The 17090-nt window shown below is 73.4% G+C and carries 17 protein-coding genes; 14 read left to right on the top strand and 3 right to left on the bottom strand.

The window, feature by feature from the left end; all coding sequences use genetic code 11:
• The first annotated feature begins 125 nt into the window (after window positions 1-125).
• The 8 genes from ACIQCJ_RS13125 (at window position 126) to ACIQCJ_RS13090 (ending at window position 8466) form a co-directional block, all read left to right on the top strand.
• Window positions 126-815, top strand: a complete 690-nt coding sequence (locus tag ACIQCJ_RS13125) for a hypothetical protein (protein ID WP_402711401.1) — start codon at window positions 126-128, stop codon at window positions 813-815.
• Window positions 816-1282: 467 nt separating this feature from the next.
• Entirely contained in the window at window positions 1283-2260 is a 978-nt protein-coding gene (locus ACIQCJ_RS13120; protein WP_402711400.1) for a lysylphosphatidylglycerol synthase domain-containing protein, read from the top strand.
• Window positions 2261-2423: 163 nt separating this feature from the next.
• The gene (locus tag ACIQCJ_RS13115; RefSeq protein WP_402711399.1) at window positions 2424-3707 is read left to right on the top strand and encodes an RICIN domain-containing protein; all 1284 of its coding nucleotides are present in this window, start codon (window positions 2424-2426) and stop codon (window positions 3705-3707) included.
• Window positions 3708-3724: 17 nt separating this feature from the next.
• Window positions 3725-5113, top strand: coding sequence for a ricin-type beta-trefoil lectin domain protein (locus ACIQCJ_RS13110; protein ID WP_355346743.1), 1389 nt, complete (start codon window positions 3725-3727; stop codon window positions 5111-5113).
• A 234-nt stretch (window positions 5114-5347) separates the two neighbouring features.
• Window positions 5348-6052, top strand: a complete 705-nt coding sequence (locus ACIQCJ_RS13105; RefSeq protein ID WP_402711731.1) for a response regulator transcription factor — start codon at window positions 5348-5350, stop codon at window positions 6050-6052.
• The gene (locus tag ACIQCJ_RS13100; protein WP_402711398.1) at window positions 6049-7560 is read left to right on the top strand and encodes a sensor histidine kinase; all 1512 of its coding nucleotides are present in this window, start codon (window positions 6049-6051) and stop codon (window positions 7558-7560) included. The genes ACIQCJ_RS13105 and ACIQCJ_RS13100 overlap by 4 nt, the downstream gene beginning before the upstream one ends.
• A gap of 127 nt (window positions 7561-7687) precedes the next feature.
• Window positions 7688-8188 carry a hypothetical protein gene (locus tag ACIQCJ_RS13095; RefSeq protein WP_402711397.1) on the top strand — a complete coding sequence of 167 codons (501 nt, stop codon included), beginning with the start codon at window positions 7688-7690 and terminating at the stop codon, window positions 8186-8188.
• Window positions 8185-8466: a hypothetical protein gene (locus ACIQCJ_RS13090; protein WP_401856500.1), complete on the top strand. Its 282-nt coding sequence runs from the start codon at window positions 8185-8187 to the stop codon at window positions 8464-8466. The genes ACIQCJ_RS13095 and ACIQCJ_RS13090 overlap by 4 nt, the downstream gene beginning before the upstream one ends.
• A 13-nt stretch (window positions 8467-8479) precedes the next feature.
• On the opposite strand, the gene ACIQCJ_RS13085 is transcribed toward ACIQCJ_RS13090, so the two are convergent.
• Window positions 8480-10177, bottom strand: coding sequence for a bifunctional 3'-5' exonuclease/DNA polymerase (locus ACIQCJ_RS13085; RefSeq protein WP_402711396.1), 1698 nt, complete (start codon window positions 10175-10177; stop codon window positions 8480-8482).
• A 207-nt stretch (window positions 10178-10384) separates the two neighbouring features.
• Entirely contained in the window at window positions 10385-10753 is a 369-nt protein-coding gene (gene trxA / locus ACIQCJ_RS13080) for a thioredoxin (protein WP_355346728.1), read from the bottom strand.
• A gap of 137 nt (window positions 10754-10890) precedes the next feature.
• Between trxA and ACIQCJ_RS13075 the strand changes: the two genes are divergently transcribed.
• Window positions 10891-11118: a hypothetical protein gene (locus ACIQCJ_RS13075; RefSeq protein WP_355346725.1), complete on the top strand. Its 228-nt coding sequence runs from the start codon at window positions 10891-10893 to the stop codon at window positions 11116-11118.
• A gap of 129 nt (window positions 11119-11247) precedes the next feature.
• Here the strand turns inward: ACIQCJ_RS13075 and ACIQCJ_RS13070 are convergent, their stop codons facing one another.
• Entirely contained in the window at window positions 11248-12513 is a 1266-nt protein-coding gene (locus ACIQCJ_RS13070) for a citrate/2-methylcitrate synthase (protein WP_402711395.1), read from the bottom strand.
• 106 nt (window positions 12514-12619) lie between these two features.
• On the opposite strand from ACIQCJ_RS13070, the gene ACIQCJ_RS13065 reads away from it, so the two are divergent.
• The 5 genes from ACIQCJ_RS13065 (at window position 12620) to ACIQCJ_RS13045 (ending at window position 17022) form a co-directional block, all read left to right on the top strand.
• Window positions 12620-13780, top strand: coding sequence for a citrate synthase/methylcitrate synthase (locus tag ACIQCJ_RS13065; protein WP_402711394.1), 1161 nt, complete (start codon window positions 12620-12622; stop codon window positions 13778-13780).
• A 205-nt stretch (window positions 13781-13985) separates the two neighbouring features.
• Window positions 13986-14939, top strand: a complete 954-nt coding sequence (locus ACIQCJ_RS13060) for a zinc-binding dehydrogenase (RefSeq protein ID WP_391045734.1) — start codon at window positions 13986-13988, stop codon at window positions 14937-14939.
• A gap of 106 nt (window positions 14940-15045) precedes the next feature.
• The gene (gene htpX, locus ACIQCJ_RS13055) at window positions 15046-15954 is read left to right on the top strand and encodes a zinc metalloprotease HtpX (protein ID WP_355346713.1); all 909 of its coding nucleotides are present in this window, start codon (window positions 15046-15048) and stop codon (window positions 15952-15954) included.
• Window positions 15954-16505 (top strand): hypothetical protein, encoded by a 552-nt coding sequence (locus ACIQCJ_RS13050; protein ID WP_355346710.1) that lies wholly within the window; start codon window positions 15954-15956, stop codon window positions 16503-16505. Before htpX ends, ACIQCJ_RS13050 begins: the two co-directional genes overlap by 1 nt.
• 76 nt (window positions 16506-16581) lie before the next feature.
• Entirely contained in the window at window positions 16582-17022 is a 441-nt protein-coding gene (locus ACIQCJ_RS13045; RefSeq protein ID WP_355346707.1) for a nitroreductase family deazaflavin-dependent oxidoreductase, read from the top strand.
• Window positions 17023-17090: the final 68 nt, after the last annotated feature.

Genomic DNA, 17090 nt, shown 5'->3' with positions numbered 1-17090 from the left:
GGGACCCGTAGCGGCGGTGAGCGAGTGACGAGCCTCTCCGGTCGGTGCGGGTGCGGCGTCCCGGCGGACGCCGTGGGCCCCGGTGGGCGTACGGGCGCGGCGGGGACCGTAGCGGGGGTGAGCGGATGACCGGGGCGGGAAGCGGCGGCCGTACGTGGGCCGCACGGCTGGACGCCCGGCTCGCGGGGCTCGGGTACGCGCGCGGCCCGGCGTCGGGGCGCGTCACCGGACTCGCGGTGGAGCCGGGGCTGGTCACCGCCCGGGTACGGGACGGCGCGCCGACGCCGTGGACGGTGCGGATCGAACTGCCGGTGCTGACCGACGCCGAGTGGCGACGGGCCGAGCGGGCCCTCGTCGCCGACTCCGACGCGCGTGAGCAACTCCTGGACGGCGAGCTGCCGCCGGACGCCGACGCCCTCTTCGCCAGGGCCGGGCTGCCGCTGCTCCCGGCCGGGGACGGCGAGCCGGTCCTGGAATGCGACTGCCCGGACTGGGCGCTGCCCTGCGCCCACCTCACCGCCGTACTCGCCGCGCTCGGCGCCGCCTTCGACGACGAACCGTTCCTGCTCACCACCTGGCGCGGCCGGGACCGCCGCGCCGTCCTGGACGCCGTACGCAACGGCCCCCCGCCCGTACCCCTGGACGACGGCCCGCCCACGGACGACGGCTTCTGGGAATGCGGCGACCTCCCCGACCGCCGCGCCGCCGCCCCGGCCCCGGCCGTCGCCGAACTGGGCCGTCCGGCGGTCAGCGTCCGCGGCCGGACCCTCACCGACACCCTCGCGCCCGCCTACGAGGCGTTCCTGACCTGGTGACCGCGCCCCGGAGGGCGCTCCGGTGGCCGGTCGGAGCCGACCCGCTGAGCGCGCGCCCCGGCGACCGTTCCGACGACCGCCGCGGTGCCATGGCGGGAACCCGCCGGTGACCTCGGCTTCCGCGCCGTCCGCCGCGCCCATGCGCGGCACTCTCCGGAGCTAATCCCGCGGCGGTGGAGAGTCACCCGACCGGGGACATGGCGACAGTCACGGTCTGCGCGCCGTTCACCGTACGCGGGCAGACTCCAGGCGTGGCCGGACCCCCAAGGCAGCCGGGAAAAGGGGCCCTTGACGGACCCTCGCCGTCGCGGCGCGCGGGTCCGACGATTGACCCGGGTGGCCCTGTGCCGGTACGACGCCGCCCCGGAAGGCACCTAGTCTGGACAAACCGTCCCACTTCCCGCACTGCTACGCGCACCGTCCCCCGGCGGCCCCGGCCGTCGTACCGCATGCGACGAGGAGTCACCGTGTCCATCGCCCGTGACGAGGGTGCGCTCTGGCAGCGCAATTCGGTGCGGTCCGCCGCCATGCTGCTGCCGGTGGCCGCGGTCGCGGCGCTCGCCGTCAGCAAGTGGCCGATGATCGGCGACAGCGCCGGGCGGCTGGGCCAGGCGGACGCCGGGTGGATGGCCGTCGCGGTCTTCGCCGCGTGCATGACGTGGGTCTGCTCGGCCGTCGCCCAGCAGGGCGCGGTCGTCATGTCGCTGCCGCCCGGCCGGCTGCTGGCCGCGCAGTTCGCGGCCTCGGCGGCCAACCACGTCCTGCCCGCGGGCGTCGGCGGCAACGCCGTCAATCTGCGCTTCCTGGTGCGGCACGGCATGACGCCGACACGGTCGCTCGCGGCGCTCGCCGTCCGCGCCTCGGCCGCCGCCATCGGCCGGGTGACGCTGCTGCTCGTCCTGCTCGCGCTCTTCCCCGACGCTCTGCAAGTGCACCGGCTGGCCCCCGACGGATTCGTGCTGCCCGCCGACCCCATGGTGATCGGCGCGGTCGCGCTGGTGCTGGTCGTGCTGGCGTTCCTGGCCTCGCGGTACGCGGGCCGCGCGCGCGACCGGGCCCGCTGCTTCCTGGCGTCGGTGGCCGACGACGTACGGACCCTGCACCGCGACCGGGCGCGCGTGGCGTGCCTGTGGGGCGGCTCGCTGGCCTTCCCCGCCATGCACGCGTCGGTGGTCGTCGCCGTGGTCAAGGCGGTCCACGCTCCGGTGCCGGTCAGCGGCATCCTGGTGGCGTACTTCTTCGCGAGCACCGCGGCGGGCTGGCTGCCGACCCCGGCGGGGCTCGGGTCGCTGGACGCGGCGCTCGCCCTCGCGCTGGTCACGGCCGGGGCCTCCGCCGTCGCCGCGACCTCCGCCGTGCTCGGCTATCGCCTGGTCACCACCTGGCTGCCGCTCATCCCCGGCGTCGTCGTGCTCGCCGTGCTCGTCAAGCGCCGCGAACTTTAAGGTACGTACCTTTGCCGGAAGCCTTGACTCCCCTCAGTCCCGCCATTTAAATCACGTCCTGAACTAAGACGTAAGGGAAGTCTCCCAGGGTGCCCCGCACCTCACTGTCTGTCAGGAGCATGCCCAAAACCGTTTTCTGACGACCCGACCGAGGAGTCCGGCAATGTCGGCATCACCCCCCACCCGACGCATACGCCCCCTCGCGCTGCTGGCCGCCGCAGGACTGCTGCTGTGCGGCTGGCTGCAACAGACCGCGTCCCCGCAAGCCACCGCGAGCAGGCTCGACACCGCCTCGGTGGCGGCCACCGCCACCTTCACCGACGACTTCAACGGCCCCGCGGGAAGCGCGGTCGACAGCTCCAAGTGGGGCTACGAGACCGGTGACAACGTCAACAACCACGAGCGCCAGTACTACACCAGCGGTACCCACAACGCGGCGCTCGACGGCCAGGGCAACCTCGTCATCACCGCCCGCAAGGAGAATCCGGCCAACTACCAGTGCTGGTACGGGTCCTGCCAGTACACCTCCGCGCGGCTGTCCACCCCGCAGAAGTTCACCCAGACGTACGGCCACTTCGAGACCCGGATGAAGCTGCCGCGCGGCCAGGGCATGTGGCCCGCCTTCTGGATGCTCGGCAACGACATCGGCTCGGTCGGCTGGCCCAACAGCGGCGAGATCGACATCATGGAGAACGTCGGCTTCGAGCCCGGCAGCGTGCACGGCACCATCCACGGCCCCGGCTACTCCGGTTCGGCCGGCATCGGCGCCGGATACACCCTCCCCGGCGGACAGAGCTTCTCCGACGCCTTCCACACCTTCGCCATCGACTGGGCGCCGAACTCCATCAAGTGGTCCGTGGACGGCAACGTCTACCAGACCCGTACGTCCGCCGACCTCGGCGGCAACCGCTGGGTGTTCGACCACCCCTTCTACCTGCTGCTCAACCTCGCGGTCGGCGGCTACTGGCCCGGCGACCCCAACTCCAGCACCACTTTCCCGCAGCAGCTCGTCGTGGACTACGTGCACGTCACCACCAGCGACAGCTCGGGACCGGGCACCGGCACGGGACACGCCATCACCGGCCTCGGCGGCAAGTGCGTCGACGTGGCCTCGGGCAGCAGCGCCAACGGCGCCGCCGTGCAGCTCTACGACTGCAACGGCTCGGCCGCGCAGTCCTGGACGGTCGGCTCCGACGGCACCATCCGCGCCCTCGGCAAGTGCATGGACATCACCGCGGCCGGGACCGCCAACGGCACACCGATCCAGCTCTACGACTGCAACGGCACCAACGCGCAGAAGTGGACCGTGAGCGCCGCCCACGACATCGTCAACCCGGCCTCCAACAGATGCCTGGACGCCTCCGGCCCCAGCTCCGCCAACGGCACCCGGCTCCAGATCTGGGACTGCGCGGGCTCCGCCAACCAGAAGTGGACCGTGACCGGCTGATGAGAGGGATCCGGCAGATGCGAAAGACCACCACGCTCCTGGCCACCGCCGCGCTCGCCGCGGGAGCCCTGACCGCCCTCGGGATCAGCCAGGCGTCCGGCGCCGACGCCACCGGCGCCGTCACCGGCTACGGCGGCAAGTGCGTCGACGTGGCCTCGGGCAGCAACGCCAACGGCGCCGCCGTGCAGCTCTACGACTGCAACGGCAGCGCCGCCCAGGCGTGGACCGTCTCCTCCGACGGCACCCTGCGCGCCCTCGGCAAGTGCATGGACGTGACCGCCGCGGGCACCGCCAACGGCACCCAGATCCAGCTCTACGACTGCAACGGCACCAACGCCCAGAAGTGGACGTCGAGCAACGGCACGCTGGTCAACGCCGGTTCAGGCCGCTGTCTGGACGCGACGGGCCCCAGCTCCGCCAACGGCACCCGGCTCCAGATCTGGGACTGCGCGGGCTCCGCCAACCAGAAGTGGACGCTGCCGACCGGCGGCGGCACCCCGCCGACCACCCCGCCGCCGTCCGGCGGCACCGGCGTCCAGGCCGTCGCGCCGTACCTCTACAACGGCTGGGGCAACCCGCCGGACCCGACGACGATCATGAACGCGACCGGCGTCAAGTGGTTCACGCTCGCTTTCGTGCTCAGCAACGGCACCTGCAACCCGCAGTGGGACGGCGGCCGGGCGCTGACCGGCGGCGTCGACCAGAACACCATCAACAAGATCAGGGCGGCGGGCGGCGACGTCGTTCCGTCCTTCGGCGGCTACAGCGGCAACAAGCTGGAAGAGTCCTGCACCAGCGCGAGTGCGCTCGCGGGCGCCTACCAGAAGGTCATCAACGCCTACGGCCTCAAGGCCATCGACATCGACATCGAGGCCAGCGCCTACAGCAACGGCACCGTCCAGCAGCGCACGGTCGACGCGCTCAAGACCATCAAGGCCAACAACCCCGGCATCGTCGAGTACGTCACCATCGGCACCGGGCAGAGCGGCCCCGACACCGGCCTGATCAACAAGGCCGCCGCCTCCGGGCTGACCGTCGACAGTTGGACGATCATGCCGTTCGACTTCGGCGGCGCGGGCCAGAACATGGGCAACCTCACCACCAAGGCCACCGACGGCCTGAAGAACGCCCTCAAGAACGCGTACGGCTACACCGACGACCAGGCGTACCGGCACAGCGGCATCTCGTCGATGAACGGCATCACCGACAACAGCGAGACCGTCACCGTCGCCGACTTCCGCACGATCCTCGCCTACGCCCAGCAGCACCACCTGGCCCGGCTGACCTTCTGGTCCGCCAACCGGGACCGGCCCTGCCCCGGCGGCTACCCGAACGACGACACCTGCTCCGGCGTCTCCCAGCAGGCGTGGGACTTCACCCGCACCTTCGCGCAGTACGGCGGGTGACACCGCCCGAGTGACCCGGGTGGAACCCCCGCCGCGACGGCGGGGGCGCCACCCCCCGATGGCTCTCCGCTCCCCGGCCGTGTAGGCATGGTTCCCGCGATGCACCATGCGACGGCCGGGGAGCGGAGGCATGTTCCGATGACAGATCCGATGCCGCACACGAACGGCCCGGAGGCGGGCGGCGGCCCCGGTTCCGAGCCCGACCGCGGTCCCGGCCCCGGCCCCGGCCGCGTCATGGTCGTGGACGACGACGCGGCGATCCGCCGCTCACTCGGCCGCGCCCTGCGGCTGCGCGGCTTCACCGTCACCGAGGCTGACGGCGGCGCCGCCGCGCTCAACCTGCTGAGCCGTACCCCGCCCGACATCCTCGTCCTGGACATATCGATGCCCGACGTGGACGGCATCGAGGTCTGCCGGACCCTGCGGGCCGGCGGCGACGACCTGCCGGTGCTGGTGCTTTCCGCGCTCGACGAGGTCGCCGACCGGGTCGCGGGACTCCAGGCGGGCGCCGACGACTACCTCGTCAAACCCTTCGCACTCGAAGAACTCGTCCTGCGGCTGCACGCCCTGCTGCGCCGCCGGCCGCCACGCCCCGACGGCCAGGTCCGCGCCTGCGGCCTCGTCCTCGACCCGGCCGCCCGCACCGCCGCCCGCGAGGGCCGGGCGCTGGAGCTGACCCGCAGGGAGTTCGAACTCCTGGAGTTCCTCGCCCGCAACGCCGGTCTCGTGCTCACCCGCGACCAACTCCTCGACCGGGTCTGGGGATACGACTTCGAGGTCCGCACCGACGCCGTCGACACCTTCGTCAGCTATCTGCGCAAGAAGCTGGAGGCGGGTGGCAGGCCCCGCATCCTGCACACCGTGCGGGGCGTGGGATTCGTCCTGCGGGCCGACGGACGCGAACAGCGGCGAGCCGGGGTACGGGACGGCGTGTCGTGAGGCTGTCCACCCGGATCGCGCTGGCGATCACCGTCCTCGTACCGCTGCTCGTCCTCGCCTCCGGCTGGATCATGGTCCGGCTGGTCGGCCACGACGTTCACGCGCAGGCCGACGCGCACCTGCGGGACCGGGCCGCCGCCGTCCGCACCGACGCCCGCAATCTGCTGCGGGCCATGGCGAACGACCGGTCGGCCGAGGTCGAACAGGCCCGTCAGCGCAAGCTGTTCGCCGCCGCGCTCGACGTCGGCATCCGCGTGACCGGCACCGAGGGCACCGTCACCGAAGGCCCGCAGCCCGCCGACGCCCGGCCGCTGCCCGCCGCGGCGGACGCCGTACGGCCCGTCACCTTTCGTGCGGACGGCAGCAGTTGGCGGGTGCTCGCCGTACCGCTGTCCGTTGTGCGACCCGCCGCGACCGGCACCCTGTGGCTGTTCTCGCCGGACACCGCGGGCCAGGAGCAGATCAGCCGGGTGCGCCGCAGGATCGTCACCGTCGCGCTGCTCACCGCGCCGGTCGCGGGCGCCGCCGCCTGGCTCGCCGTCACCCGCGCGGCGCTCCCGCTGCGGCGGCTCCAGCGCCGCGCCGGGGGCATCGACCCGCGCACCAGCGCCGCCCGCCTCGACCACACGCCGACCCGCGTCACCGAGGTCGACGAACTCGCCCGCACGCTCCAGACCGTCCTCGCGCGCTACGACGAACAGGCCGCCCGTACGGCCGAGGCGCTGGCCACCGCGCGTTCCTTCTCCGCCGCCGCCTCCCACGAATTGCGCAACCCCCTGATGAGCATGCGCATCAACCTCGACGTCCTGGACGGCCGCCCGGAGCCCGATCCCGCGGAACGCGCCGAGATCATCGCCGACCTGCGCGGCGAACACACCAGGCTGCTCGGCCTGTTGGTGATGCTGCGGGCCCTCGCCCAGGGCGACCTGGTCGAGGCCGACGCCTTCGTGCCGGTCGACCTCGCCGACGTGCTGGACGCCGCCGTGGCCGACCTGCGGCGCGAACGCCCCGACGTACGCGTGGAGTTGACCGCGCGGCCGGGCCTGCGCGTGTACGGCTGGCCGCAGGGGCTGCGCTCGGCGGTCGACAATCTGCTGGTCAACGCGGCGGTGCACGGCGCGAGTCGGGACGGCGACGGGCGCGGGCCCGGCGGCGGCACGGGGAGCGGAGGCGGGGCGCTGATCGAGGTGACGCTCGCACCGGGGGCCGACCCGGCGGGCCCCTCTGTCGTACTGACCGTGGACGACCACGGGCCCGGAGTGCCGCCCGCCGCCCGGCGGGAGATCTTCCAGCGCTTCCGCCGCCGCCCCGACAGCCCTGGCTCCGGGCTCGGCCTCGCCCTGGTCGGGCAGCAGATCGCCCTGCACGGCGGGCGGATCACCGTCGGCGACCGGCCGGGCGGTCCCGGCGCGCGCTTCACCGTGGTGCTGCCGCTCGGCACGTCGGAGCGCCCGCTGCCCGGCGGCCGGGACTGGCTGGCGGGCGCGTCGACGGGGGAGCGGCCGTAGGTCTCGTCGCGGTCCGGCCGGTCGTCGCGGGCCTGTCGCGCGGTCACAAGGTTTCCACAAAGACGGTTCCTAACCTCCGGCTCTGACGGGCACCGCGACCGGTGCCGAAACCTTCAGGGAGGAACCCATGCGCCCCACTCGCACCGCCGTGGCGACAGCCGCCGCGCTCGCCGCCCTGCTCGCCGCGGCCGGCACCGCCGTCGCGGACGCCACGAGCCCGTCGGCCGCACCGTCTGCCGACCCGTCCTCGGCACCCGCGGCCGACCCGTCCGCCGCACCGTCGACTGACCCGTCCGCCGGGTCCAGGACACCGAAGGTCCACAAGGCCCCGACCGGGGACGGCGCCCGCGCCCTGTGCAAGCGGGTGCCGAAGATCGACGCCCGTATCGACCGCGCGCTCGCCCGGCTCAACGGCCCTGCCACGGAACGCGGTTCCGTCGCCCGGCTCCAGAAGCGGGTCGCCAACGCGAACACGGCCGGTGACACGGCGGTGGCCACGTATCTCAAGGACAAGCTGACCTTCCGCAAGTCGCTGGTGCCGACCCTCAACCGGCGCAGCACGGACCTGGACGCCGTCCGCACCTGGTGCGGGACACAGGACTTCACGGCGAAGGGCGCCACGAAGTGAGCGGCGCCGCTTCGCGAAAGGGCGGCCGTACGCGGGCCGGTGCCGTGCTGGCCGCCTGCGCGATCGCCGGGGCACTGGTGACCGGCTGCGGACACTCCGGCCGTACGTCCGCACCGGCGTCGTCGGCGGACACCTCGGCCGCCGTGTCGGCGGGCGCATCCGCGGGCAGCCACTCCTCCGCGCCCTCGGACTCCGAAATCACCCGTATGCGCAAGCTGGTGGACGACGCGGATTCCGCCGCCGCGATGGCGGAATCCGACGCGGCGGCCGACAAGTGACCCTGCCGCCGGGCTACTTGGCGTCCGCGTAGCACGCCACCGCGTGCGTCTCCAGCGGGAACGGCACCGGGGCGGAGCCGAAGACCAGGCGGCGGGCCTCGTCACCGGCCGCCGTCACCGCCGCCTCGACGGCGGGCGCGAGCTCGGTCGGGGCGTGCACGATCACCTCGTCGTGCTGGAAGAAGACCAGTTGGGGCTCCGGCCCGATCGCGGTCAGCCGGCGGCGCAGCGAGGCCAGCATGGCCAAGGCCCAGTCGGAGGCGCTGGCCTGGATGAGGAAATTGCGCGTGAAGCGGCCCCAGGACCGGGCCGCGCGGCGGTCGGGGGACGCGCCGTCGCCGGGGTCGGCGCTCTCGTCGAGGAACCGGTCGGCGGACGGCGCGGGCGACGTACGGCCCAGCCGCGACCGTACGATCCCGCCCGCCTCGCCCGTCCTGGCCGCGGCCTCCACCAGGGCGAGGGCGGCGGGGAAACGGCGGCGCATCACCGCGAGGAGCTGACCCGCCTCGCCGCTGGTCTGCCCGTACATCGCCGCGAGCAGCGCGATCTTGGCGCGCGGCCGGTCGCCGCCGAAGGCGTTCCGCGCCAGCGCCGCGTACAGATCGCCCTCCGCGGCAGCCGCCGCGAGCCCGGCGTCACCGGACATCGCGGCCAGCACCCGCGGCTCCAGCTGCCCGGCGTCGGCGACCACCAGTCGGTGCCCGGGGTCGGCGACGACCGCGGAGCGCAGCAGCCGCGGGATCTGAAGGGCGCCGCCGCCACGCGTCGCCCACCGGCCCGACACCACGCCGCCCACCACGTATTCGGCGCGGAAGCGGCCGTCGCGCACCCAGCTCTCGCGCCAGGCCCAGCCGTGCGCGGCGTGAATCCGGGACAGTTCCTTGTAGCGCAGCAGCAGCCCGGCCGCCGGATGCCCGACCTCGCGCAGCTCGTGCGAGCGGGTCGACGTCAGATGCACGCCGACGCGGGCGAAGGCGGGCAGCATCTGGGCGGGGGAGTCGGGGTTGACCGGACGTCCGAGCGCGTCCTGGATACGGGCGGCCAACTCGCCCAGCAGCGCGGGCCGTGCGCCACCCGCGGGGCGCGGGCCGAGCAGCCCGGTCAGCAGCTCGTCGTGCACCTCGGCGCTCCACGGCAGCCCGTCCCGGCCCATCTCGACCGCGGCGAGCGCGCCCGCGGACTCCGCCGCGCACAGCAGCCGGATACGGTCGGGGTGCTCGCTCGCGGCGATCCGCCGCTGCTGCGCCGCGTGCACCTCGACCAGCGCGGCCAACGGGTCGAGATCCCGCGGGAGATGACGCCGGTCGGCGGCGAACAGCACCGGCTGGTCGTCCGCGCCGGGCTCCGGGGCGTCCTCGGGCTCGGGCAGCCCGTGCAGCCGCGCCCACGCCGCCCCCAGCGACCGGGGCCTGCGGTGCCTGCCCTCCTGCCCGAGCAGCAGCGACTCGACGAGCTTCACGTCATGGCAGCGCGCGGTGCGCACCGACCCCCGGTCGAGCAGCCACGGATACACCTCGTCGGTCGCCGCCCAGACCCAGCGCGGCGCCTGCTCGATCTCCCGCCGCGCGACCTCAGCGGCCAGGTCCCGTACGACATCGACTTCCCCGACCGCCGTCCCGTCCTCCCCGAGCGCGCACAGCCGCCCGCCCGACCCCACCGGGTCGGGCACGGCGGCGATCCGCGCGACGGCGGCGATGGCTGTACCCACCATCGGAGCCTAGACGCGACCACTGACAATGCCCTGGAGGGCGGGCCCGCGGACGGTGTCGCGCACGGGCCCGGCCGCGTTACCCCGGCGGGCCGACGACACGGCAGCGCAAGGGCCGCGCTCCGGCCCGGCGGCGAATCCTTCTCGCCGCCGGGCCGGGGGCGCGGCCCCGGATGTCCCTCGCTGTCGCGTCGGTGGCGGGCGGGCCCGTCAGGAGCTCTGCTGGGCCTCCTCGACCGACTTGCGCACCTCGTCCATGTCGAGGGCGCGGGCCTGCGCGATGACGTCCTCCAGGGCGGGCTCGGGCAGCGCTCCCGGCTGCGCGAAGACCGCGACCTTGTCACGGACGATCATCAGGGTCGGGATCGACTGGATCTGGAAGGCCGCGGCCAGCTCGGGCTGCGCCTCCGTGTCGACCTTCGCGAAGACCAGGTCCTGGTGCTTCTCGGACGACTTGTCGTAGACCGGTGCGAACATCCGGCACGGCCCGCACCAGGCGGCCCAGAAGTCGATGAGGACGAAATCGTGCGACGACACGACCTCGTCGAAATTCTCCTTGGTCAGCTCCACAGTGCTCATGCCCCCACAACGGGCGGCGCCCGCCGGAAATTCCTGCCGTCGCCGCGGGTGCCGCGGACCCCGGAGAGTTCACTCATACGAGTGGTGCGGACGGGGTGTGCAGTGGCGTCCGACCCGTCGGAGTCGTTGGTCGGGCTATGGCAGCAACGCAGTGGATTCCGCAGGACGACGGCGCAGACGGCGCGGGCGACGGTCACCAGCCATGGCGCTATTCCCGTGCCGGAACGGTTCTGCAGAGCACGGAGGCACCGGTCTTCGCGGAACTCGCCGACCAGTGGCGGTCCGCGGGCCGCATGGTGCCGGGCCAGAAGGACACGGAGTGGGCCGAACTGGTCGGCCGCATCCCCCGTCTGACCGGCGTCTGACGACGGGTCCCGCTCCCGGCCCGGACTCCGGCCCCGGCCCAGGCCCCGGCCCAGCCTCCGGCCGATGCCCGGGTCTCCGCTGAGGGCGGCGTCGGCGGTCATCCGCCCGTGGGAGGCGACCGCGCGCCGTCACGGCAGCGGCTGGGGCGGCGGCGGTCCCTGGTAGGTGCCGCTGGGGCGCATCCGCAGCGGGCGCTCCTGGTACTCCTCCAGGGCATGCGCGATCCAGCCCGCCGTGCGCGCCACGGAGAAGACCGTCTCGCCCGCCTCCGCGGGCATCGCGGCGGAGACCGAGAGCACCGCGAGGGCCAGGTCGACGTTGGGGTGCAGCGGGGTGTGGCGGGCGGCCGTCGCCGCCAGGTCGCGGGCCGCGGCCAGCGCGTCGGAGGCGGCGGGCACCTGCCCGAGCAGGTGGAAGAGCAGCCGGGCGCGCGGGTCCTCGCCCTGGTAGAGGCGGTGCCCGAGGCCGGGGATCCGCTGTCCGGCGCGCAGTTGCTCGGCGACGACGGGGCCCGCGCCGCCGCGCTCCAGCACCTCGGCGAGCGTCCGGTGGGCCAGGGCGCTGGCCTGTCCGTGCAGCGGCCCGTCCAGCGCGCCGAGTCCGGCGGACACCACCGCGTAGGGGTGCGCGCGGGCCGAGGCGGCGACCCGCGCGGCCAGCGTCGAGGCGGCCAGGTCGTGGTCGACGAGCAGCGCGAGCGCCGCGTCCAGCACCCGCAGCGACGCCTCGTCGGCGGGCCGCTCGGTCAGCCGCGACCACAGCCGCCAGGCCAGGCCGCCCTCTCCCGAATGCGGCCGGCCGAGCGGCGGCAGCGCGCCGACCAGGGTCGGGATCAGGCTGCGCGCCGTGCCCAGCACGGCCTCCTCCGACAGGTCGAAGCGCAGCGGATCCGCGGTGGCCGCCGCGATGACCGCGACCCGCAGCCGGTCCATCGGACCGCAGCCCGCGGGCAGCGCGTCGCCCGCGCTGCGGGCCGCCTTCAGCAGCGGCTGCGGCGCGGTGAAGCGGACCCCGCGCCGCAGCACCCCGGTCCACAGCCACTCGGCGACCTCCTCGAAGCCGTACGCCGTGGCCAGCCCGGTCGCGTCGACCCCGCGGAAGTAGAGGCCGTCGTCCTCGATCAAGGTGACGCCGGTACGGATACGGACCCAGGCGCCGTTTCCGCCCCCGCCGCCCCCGCTGTCCGAGGGCCCGTCGGCACCGGCCGCCGCGGGCCGTGCGCGCCGGGCCAGGGCCTCGACCTCGTCCGGGTCGAAGGTGCTGCCCCTGCCGCCCTCGGCCCGTCGGCTGGCGAGCAGGCCGCGGCTGACATACGCGTACAGCGTCTCCGGCTTCACGCCGAGCCGCCGGGCGGCCTCCCGGGTGCTGATCCGGTCCGCCGGTTGATCCGTCATGGCCTCACCGTATCCATAGTGCTCAGCTCATTCACATTGATTCAATCAACATTGACAGAGTTTAAATCAATCATGGAGAGTCGAGTCAATACCCAAGGAGGACACGATGCCGACCACCGAGCAGAACGCCCCGATCGACGTACCCCGCGGGCTCAAGGGCGTGATCGTCACCGACACATCCGTCGGCGACGTCCGCGGGCTCGAAGGCTTCTACCACTACCGCGAGTACTCCGCCGTGGAGCTGGCCGAGAGCCGCGGCTTCGAGGACGTCTGGCACCTGATGTTCTACGGCGCGCTGCCCGACGCGGCCGAGCGCGCCGCGTTCACCGCGCGGACCGCCGCCCTGCGGCACCTGCCCGCCGACGTGGCGGACGCGCTCCCGGCCATCGCCCGCGCCAGCGCGCTGTCGGGACCGCTCGCGGGGCTGCGCACCGCGCTGTCGCTGACCGGCGCCTCGGCCGGATTCCGCCCGCTGTACGACCTCACGCCCGACCGCCGCCGCGCCGACGCGCTGGCCGCCTGCGCGGTGGTGCCCACCCTGCTCACCGCGCTGCACCGGCTCGCCCAGGGACTGGAGCCGGTCGAGCCGCGCGACGACCTGCCGTACGCGGCGAATTACCTCTACATGCTGACCGGCGAGGAGCCGGAGCCCGTACGCGCCCGCGCCGTCGAGCGCTATCTGATCTCGACCGTCGACCACGGCTTCAACGCCTCGACGTTCACCGCCCGCGTGATCGCCTCGACGGGGGCGGACCTGGCCGCGTGTCTGGTGGGCGCGATCGGCGCGCTGTCCGGGCCGCTGCACGGCGGCGCGCCCAGCCGCGCGCTCGACACGCTCGACGCGATCGGCACGCCCGACCGGATCGACGGCTGGCTGCGGGAGCACATCGGTGCGGGCGAGCGGATCATGGGCTTCGGCCACCCCGTGTACCGCACCGAGGACCCGCGCTCGCGGATGCTCAAGGGCATCGCGCAGAGCTTCGGCGGCGACCTGGTGGACTTCGCGGTGCAGGTGGAGGCCCGCGCGGAGGCGCTGCTCGCCGAGCTGAAGCCCGGCCGCGAGCTGCACATCAACGTCGAGTTCTTCGCGGGCGTCGTGATGGAGCTCTGCGGGCTGCCGCGCGAGATGTTCACACCCACCTTCGCCGCCGCCCGCGTCGTCGGCTGGAGCGCCAACATCCTGGAGCAGGCCGAGGACAGCAAGATCATCCGGCCGTCCGCGCGGTACGTCGGCCCGCCGCCGCCCGTGCCGGTGCCCGCCGCCTGAGCGGACCGGCGGGGATGCCGGTGCCGTGGTGGAGCGCGCGACGGAACGCGTTGCGGCGTGCCCAAGCAGTATGCCCAAGCGGTGTGCCCAAGCAGTGTGCGACATACCAACCAGTCGGTAATATCGGCGGAGCGGACACCGGGACACACCGGCGGACGCCAGGAAAGCACCCGCAGGGTGCGCCCCACCACGCTGAGGAGCCGACGTGCGCGCGATCCAGATCACCGAATTCGGCGGTCCCGAGGTGCTGCGGGAGACCGAGCTGCCCGACCCCGTGGCAGGCCCGGGCCAGCTCCTCGTGGACGTCGACTCCGCCGGGATCAACTACGCCGACACGCACACCGTCGAGGACTCCTACCTCTCGCGCTCCACGCTCCCGATGGTCCCCGGCGCCGAGGTGGTCGGCCGCACCGCGGAGGGCCGCCGGGTCGTCGCCCTCACCGACAACGGCGGCTACGCCCAGAAGGCCGTCGTCCAGGAGTACCTGGCCCACGACGTGCCCGACGAGGTCACCGACGGGCAGGCGCTCGCCCTGGTCGTGCAGGGTCTCACCGCCTGGCACCTGCTGCGCACCTCCGGACGCCTGGCCGAGGGTGAGAGCGTCGTGGTGCACGCGGCGGCCGGCGGTACGGGCTCGCTCGCCGTCCAGCTCGCCAAGACCTTCGGCGCGGGCCGGGTGATCGCCACCGCCTCGTCCGAGGACAAGCGGGACCTCGCGCTTGAACTCGGCGCCGACGTCGCCGTCGACTCCGGCCCCGAGAACCTGAAGGACCGTCTCGTCGAGGCGAACGGCGGCAAGAAGGTCGACATCGTGCTGGAGATGACCGGGGGCCCGGTCTTCGACGCCTCGCTCGCCGCGCTCGCGCCGTTCGGCCGCCTCGTCACGTACGGTCTGGCCTCCAGGACGCCCCCGACACCGGTCCAGGCCGCACAGCTCATGGCCCGCTCCCGCGCGGTCGTCGGCTTCTGGCTGACGCACTGCCTCGGCCGTCCGGGGATGTACCGCGAGCCGATGGCCGAGCTGCTGGAGATGACCGCGGCGGGCCGCCTCGTGCCCCGGCTCGGCGGGGTCTATCCGCTGTCCGAGGCGGTCAGGGCCCATGAGGAGCTGCGGGCCCGGCAAACCTTCGGCAAATTGGTGCTCGATGTGAGGGCCTGAGCGGAACCGACGGGCTCGTCGTAGTCGTTGAACAGGTGCACACTCGACAACGAGGTACGACGGACCGCCGCCAGTGGTCCGCGCCCCGCATGTCTCGGGAGGGGCCATGGACCGCAACCGCTTCGCGCCCGACCGGGGGCTGACCACGCGCATGGTGGTCACGATGTTCCTGATCGGTCTGCTCTATGTCGTCTTCGTCGGCGCGCTGCTGGCGCTGCTGCGCGGATCCTGGCCGCTGATCCTCGTGATCGCCGGAGTTCTCTTCATCGCGCAGTTCTGGTTCAGCGACCGCATCGCCGCCTTCAGCATGGGCGCCAAGGAGGTCACGCCCGAACAGGCGCCGGAGCTGCACGGCGTCGTGGACCGCATCTGCGCGCTCGCCGACATGCCCAAGCCCAAGGTCGCCATCGCCGATTCCGACGTGCCGAACGCGTTCGCCACCGGTCGCAACAAGAAGAACACCACGGTGTGCGCCACGACCGGGCTGCTGCGCCGCCTGGAGCCGGACGAGCTGGAGGGCGTCATCGCCCACGAGTTGTCCCACGTCGCCCACAAGGACGTCGCGGTCATGACGATCGCCTCCTTCCTCGGCATCCTCGCCGGTGTCATCACCCGGATCGGCCTCTACGGCGGCTTCCGCCGGGCGCGCGACCCCGGCACCGCCGTGCTCGCCGTGGCGATCCCGCTGGTCAGCGCGGTCGTCTACGCCATCAGCTTCCTGCTCACCCGGATGCTGTCGCGCTACCGCGAGCTGTCCGCCGACCGCAGCGCCGCGCTGCTCACCGGCCGCCCCTCCTCGCTGGCCTCCGCACTGACCAAGGTCACCGGGCAGATCGGCGCGATCCCCACCAAGGACCTCCGCAAGGCGGAGCCCTTCAACGCCTTCTACTTCGCGCCCGCGCTGAGCGCGAAGGGCGGAGGCTCCGCCTTCTCGAAGCTGCTGTCCACCCACCCCTCCCTTGAGCAGCGGCTGGAGCAGCTCAGCCGCATCACTCTCGAACTGGACCGCCACTGATGGGTCTGCTGGACGTCATCCTCGGCCGCAGCAAGCCGGTCAAGCCCGACCTCGATCAGCTCTTCGGCCTCACCTCGGCCGCCATCACCCTCGAAGCGGCGAGCGAGCTGCGGCCCACCGGCCTCGGCTCGGTCTGCTTCGCGGCCGTCGAGGGCGGCGCCTTCGCCGAGATCCAGCAGGACCTGCGGGCCCTGGTCGGCGCGGAGGCCAGCCAGGACTCGTACGGCTACACCTGGCTGCTGGCCCGCAAGGACCCCGCCGAGATGACCGACCTCGTCACCGATCTGCACGCGATCAACTCCGCCCTGGAAGAACGCGGCTTCGGCCCGCAACTGCTCTGCTCGCTGCTCGGTTTCAAGGACCCCGCGGGCCGCTCGGTGGCGCTGGTCTACCTCTACAAGCGCGGCTCCTTCTACCCCTTCGCCCCGCTGCCCGGCGAGAAGCGGGACAACGCGCTGGAACTCCAGGTCAGAGCCCTGGTCACCAATGACCTCCGGCTGGAGGACGACCTGTCGCGCTGGTTCCCCGTCTGGGGCGCGCCGGGCCTGTGACCGCTCCGTACGCCCTGTTTGCGGCGCGCCCGCCCTACGCTGGGTGCTACTCGAACCCTCTGGAAGGCACACACGCATGACGTCTTACGACCCCGCCGCGGTGAAGGTCAGCCCCGAGAAGTGGGTGGCCGACCAGGCCCGCCGCTACGAGGAGTCCAACGGCACCGAGGGCACCGACCTCAACGGCTCGCCCTGCCTGCTCCTCGACTACCAGGGCCGTCGCAGCGGCGCGTGGCTGCGTACCGTACTGATCTACGGCCGGGACGGCGACGACTACCTGATCGTCGCCTCCAAGGGCGGCGCCCCCGAGCACCCCCTGTGGTACCTGAGCGTCCGCGACAACCCCGAGGTCCACCTGCGGGTGCTCGGCGAGCGCTTCGCCGCCCGCGCCGAGACGCTGTCGCCGCAGGACAAGGCCCGGGTGTGGCCGCACCTGCTCGATGTGTACGCGCCGTACGCCGACTACCAGGAGAAGACCGACCGGGACATTCCCGTGGTGCGCCTCCGCCGGATCTGACGACATGTCGATCTGACGACGGGTAAGGGGCGACCACCCAGGTGGTCGCCCCTTACCCGTGCCGCCCG

Origin of the sequence: Streptomyces sp. NPDC093221 (assembly GCF_044753885.1) — a bacterium.
Classification (GTDB): Bacteria; Actinomycetota; Actinomycetes; order Streptomycetales; family Streptomycetaceae; genus Actinacidiphila.
Note: the sequence above shows the minus strand (reverse complement) of the source record. Positions and strands in the feature narration are given on the sequence as shown.

Coding starts and splice junctions, on each gene's coding strand:
- htpX (WP_355346713.1), top strand. CDS start 15,046: ATGGACCGCAACCGCTTCGCGCCCGACCGGGGGCTGACCACGCGCATG.
- ACIQCJ_RS13045 (WP_355346707.1), top strand. CDS start 16,582: ATGACGTCTTACGACCCCGCCGCGGTGAAGGTCAGCCCCGAGAAGTGG.
- trxA (WP_355346728.1), bottom strand. CDS start 10,753: ATGAGCACTGTGGAGCTGACCAAGGAGAATTTCGACGAGGTCGTGTCG.
- ACIQCJ_RS13105 (WP_402711731.1), top strand. CDS start 5,348: ATGGTCGTGGACGACGACGCGGCGATCCGCCGCTCACTCGGCCGCGCC.
- ACIQCJ_RS13070 (WP_402711395.1), bottom strand. CDS start 12,513: ATGACGGATCAACCGGCGGACCGGATCAGCACCCGGGAGGCCGCCCGG.
- ACIQCJ_RS13065 (WP_402711394.1), top strand. CDS start 12,620: ATGCCGACCACCGAGCAGAACGCCCCGATCGACGTACCCCGCGGGCTC.
- ACIQCJ_RS13095 (WP_402711397.1), top strand. CDS start 7,688: ATGCGCCCCACTCGCACCGCCGTGGCGACAGCCGCCGCGCTCGCCGCC.
- ACIQCJ_RS13125 (WP_402711401.1), top strand. CDS start 126: ATGACCGGGGCGGGAAGCGGCGGCCGTACGTGGGCCGCACGGCTGGAC.
- ACIQCJ_RS13115 (WP_402711399.1), top strand. CDS start 2,424: ATGTCGGCATCACCCCCCACCCGACGCATACGCCCCCTCGCGCTGCTG.
- ACIQCJ_RS13085 (WP_402711396.1), bottom strand. CDS start 10,177: ATGGTGGGTACAGCCATCGCCGCCGTCGCGCGGATCGCCGCCGTGCCC.
- ACIQCJ_RS13075 (WP_355346725.1), top strand. CDS start 10,891: ATGGCAGCAACGCAGTGGATTCCGCAGGACGACGGCGCAGACGGCGCG.
- ACIQCJ_RS13110 (WP_355346743.1), top strand. CDS start 3,725: ATGCGAAAGACCACCACGCTCCTGGCCACCGCCGCGCTCGCCGCGGGA.
- ACIQCJ_RS13050 (WP_355346710.1), top strand. CDS start 15,954: ATGGGTCTGCTGGACGTCATCCTCGGCCGCAGCAAGCCGGTCAAGCCC.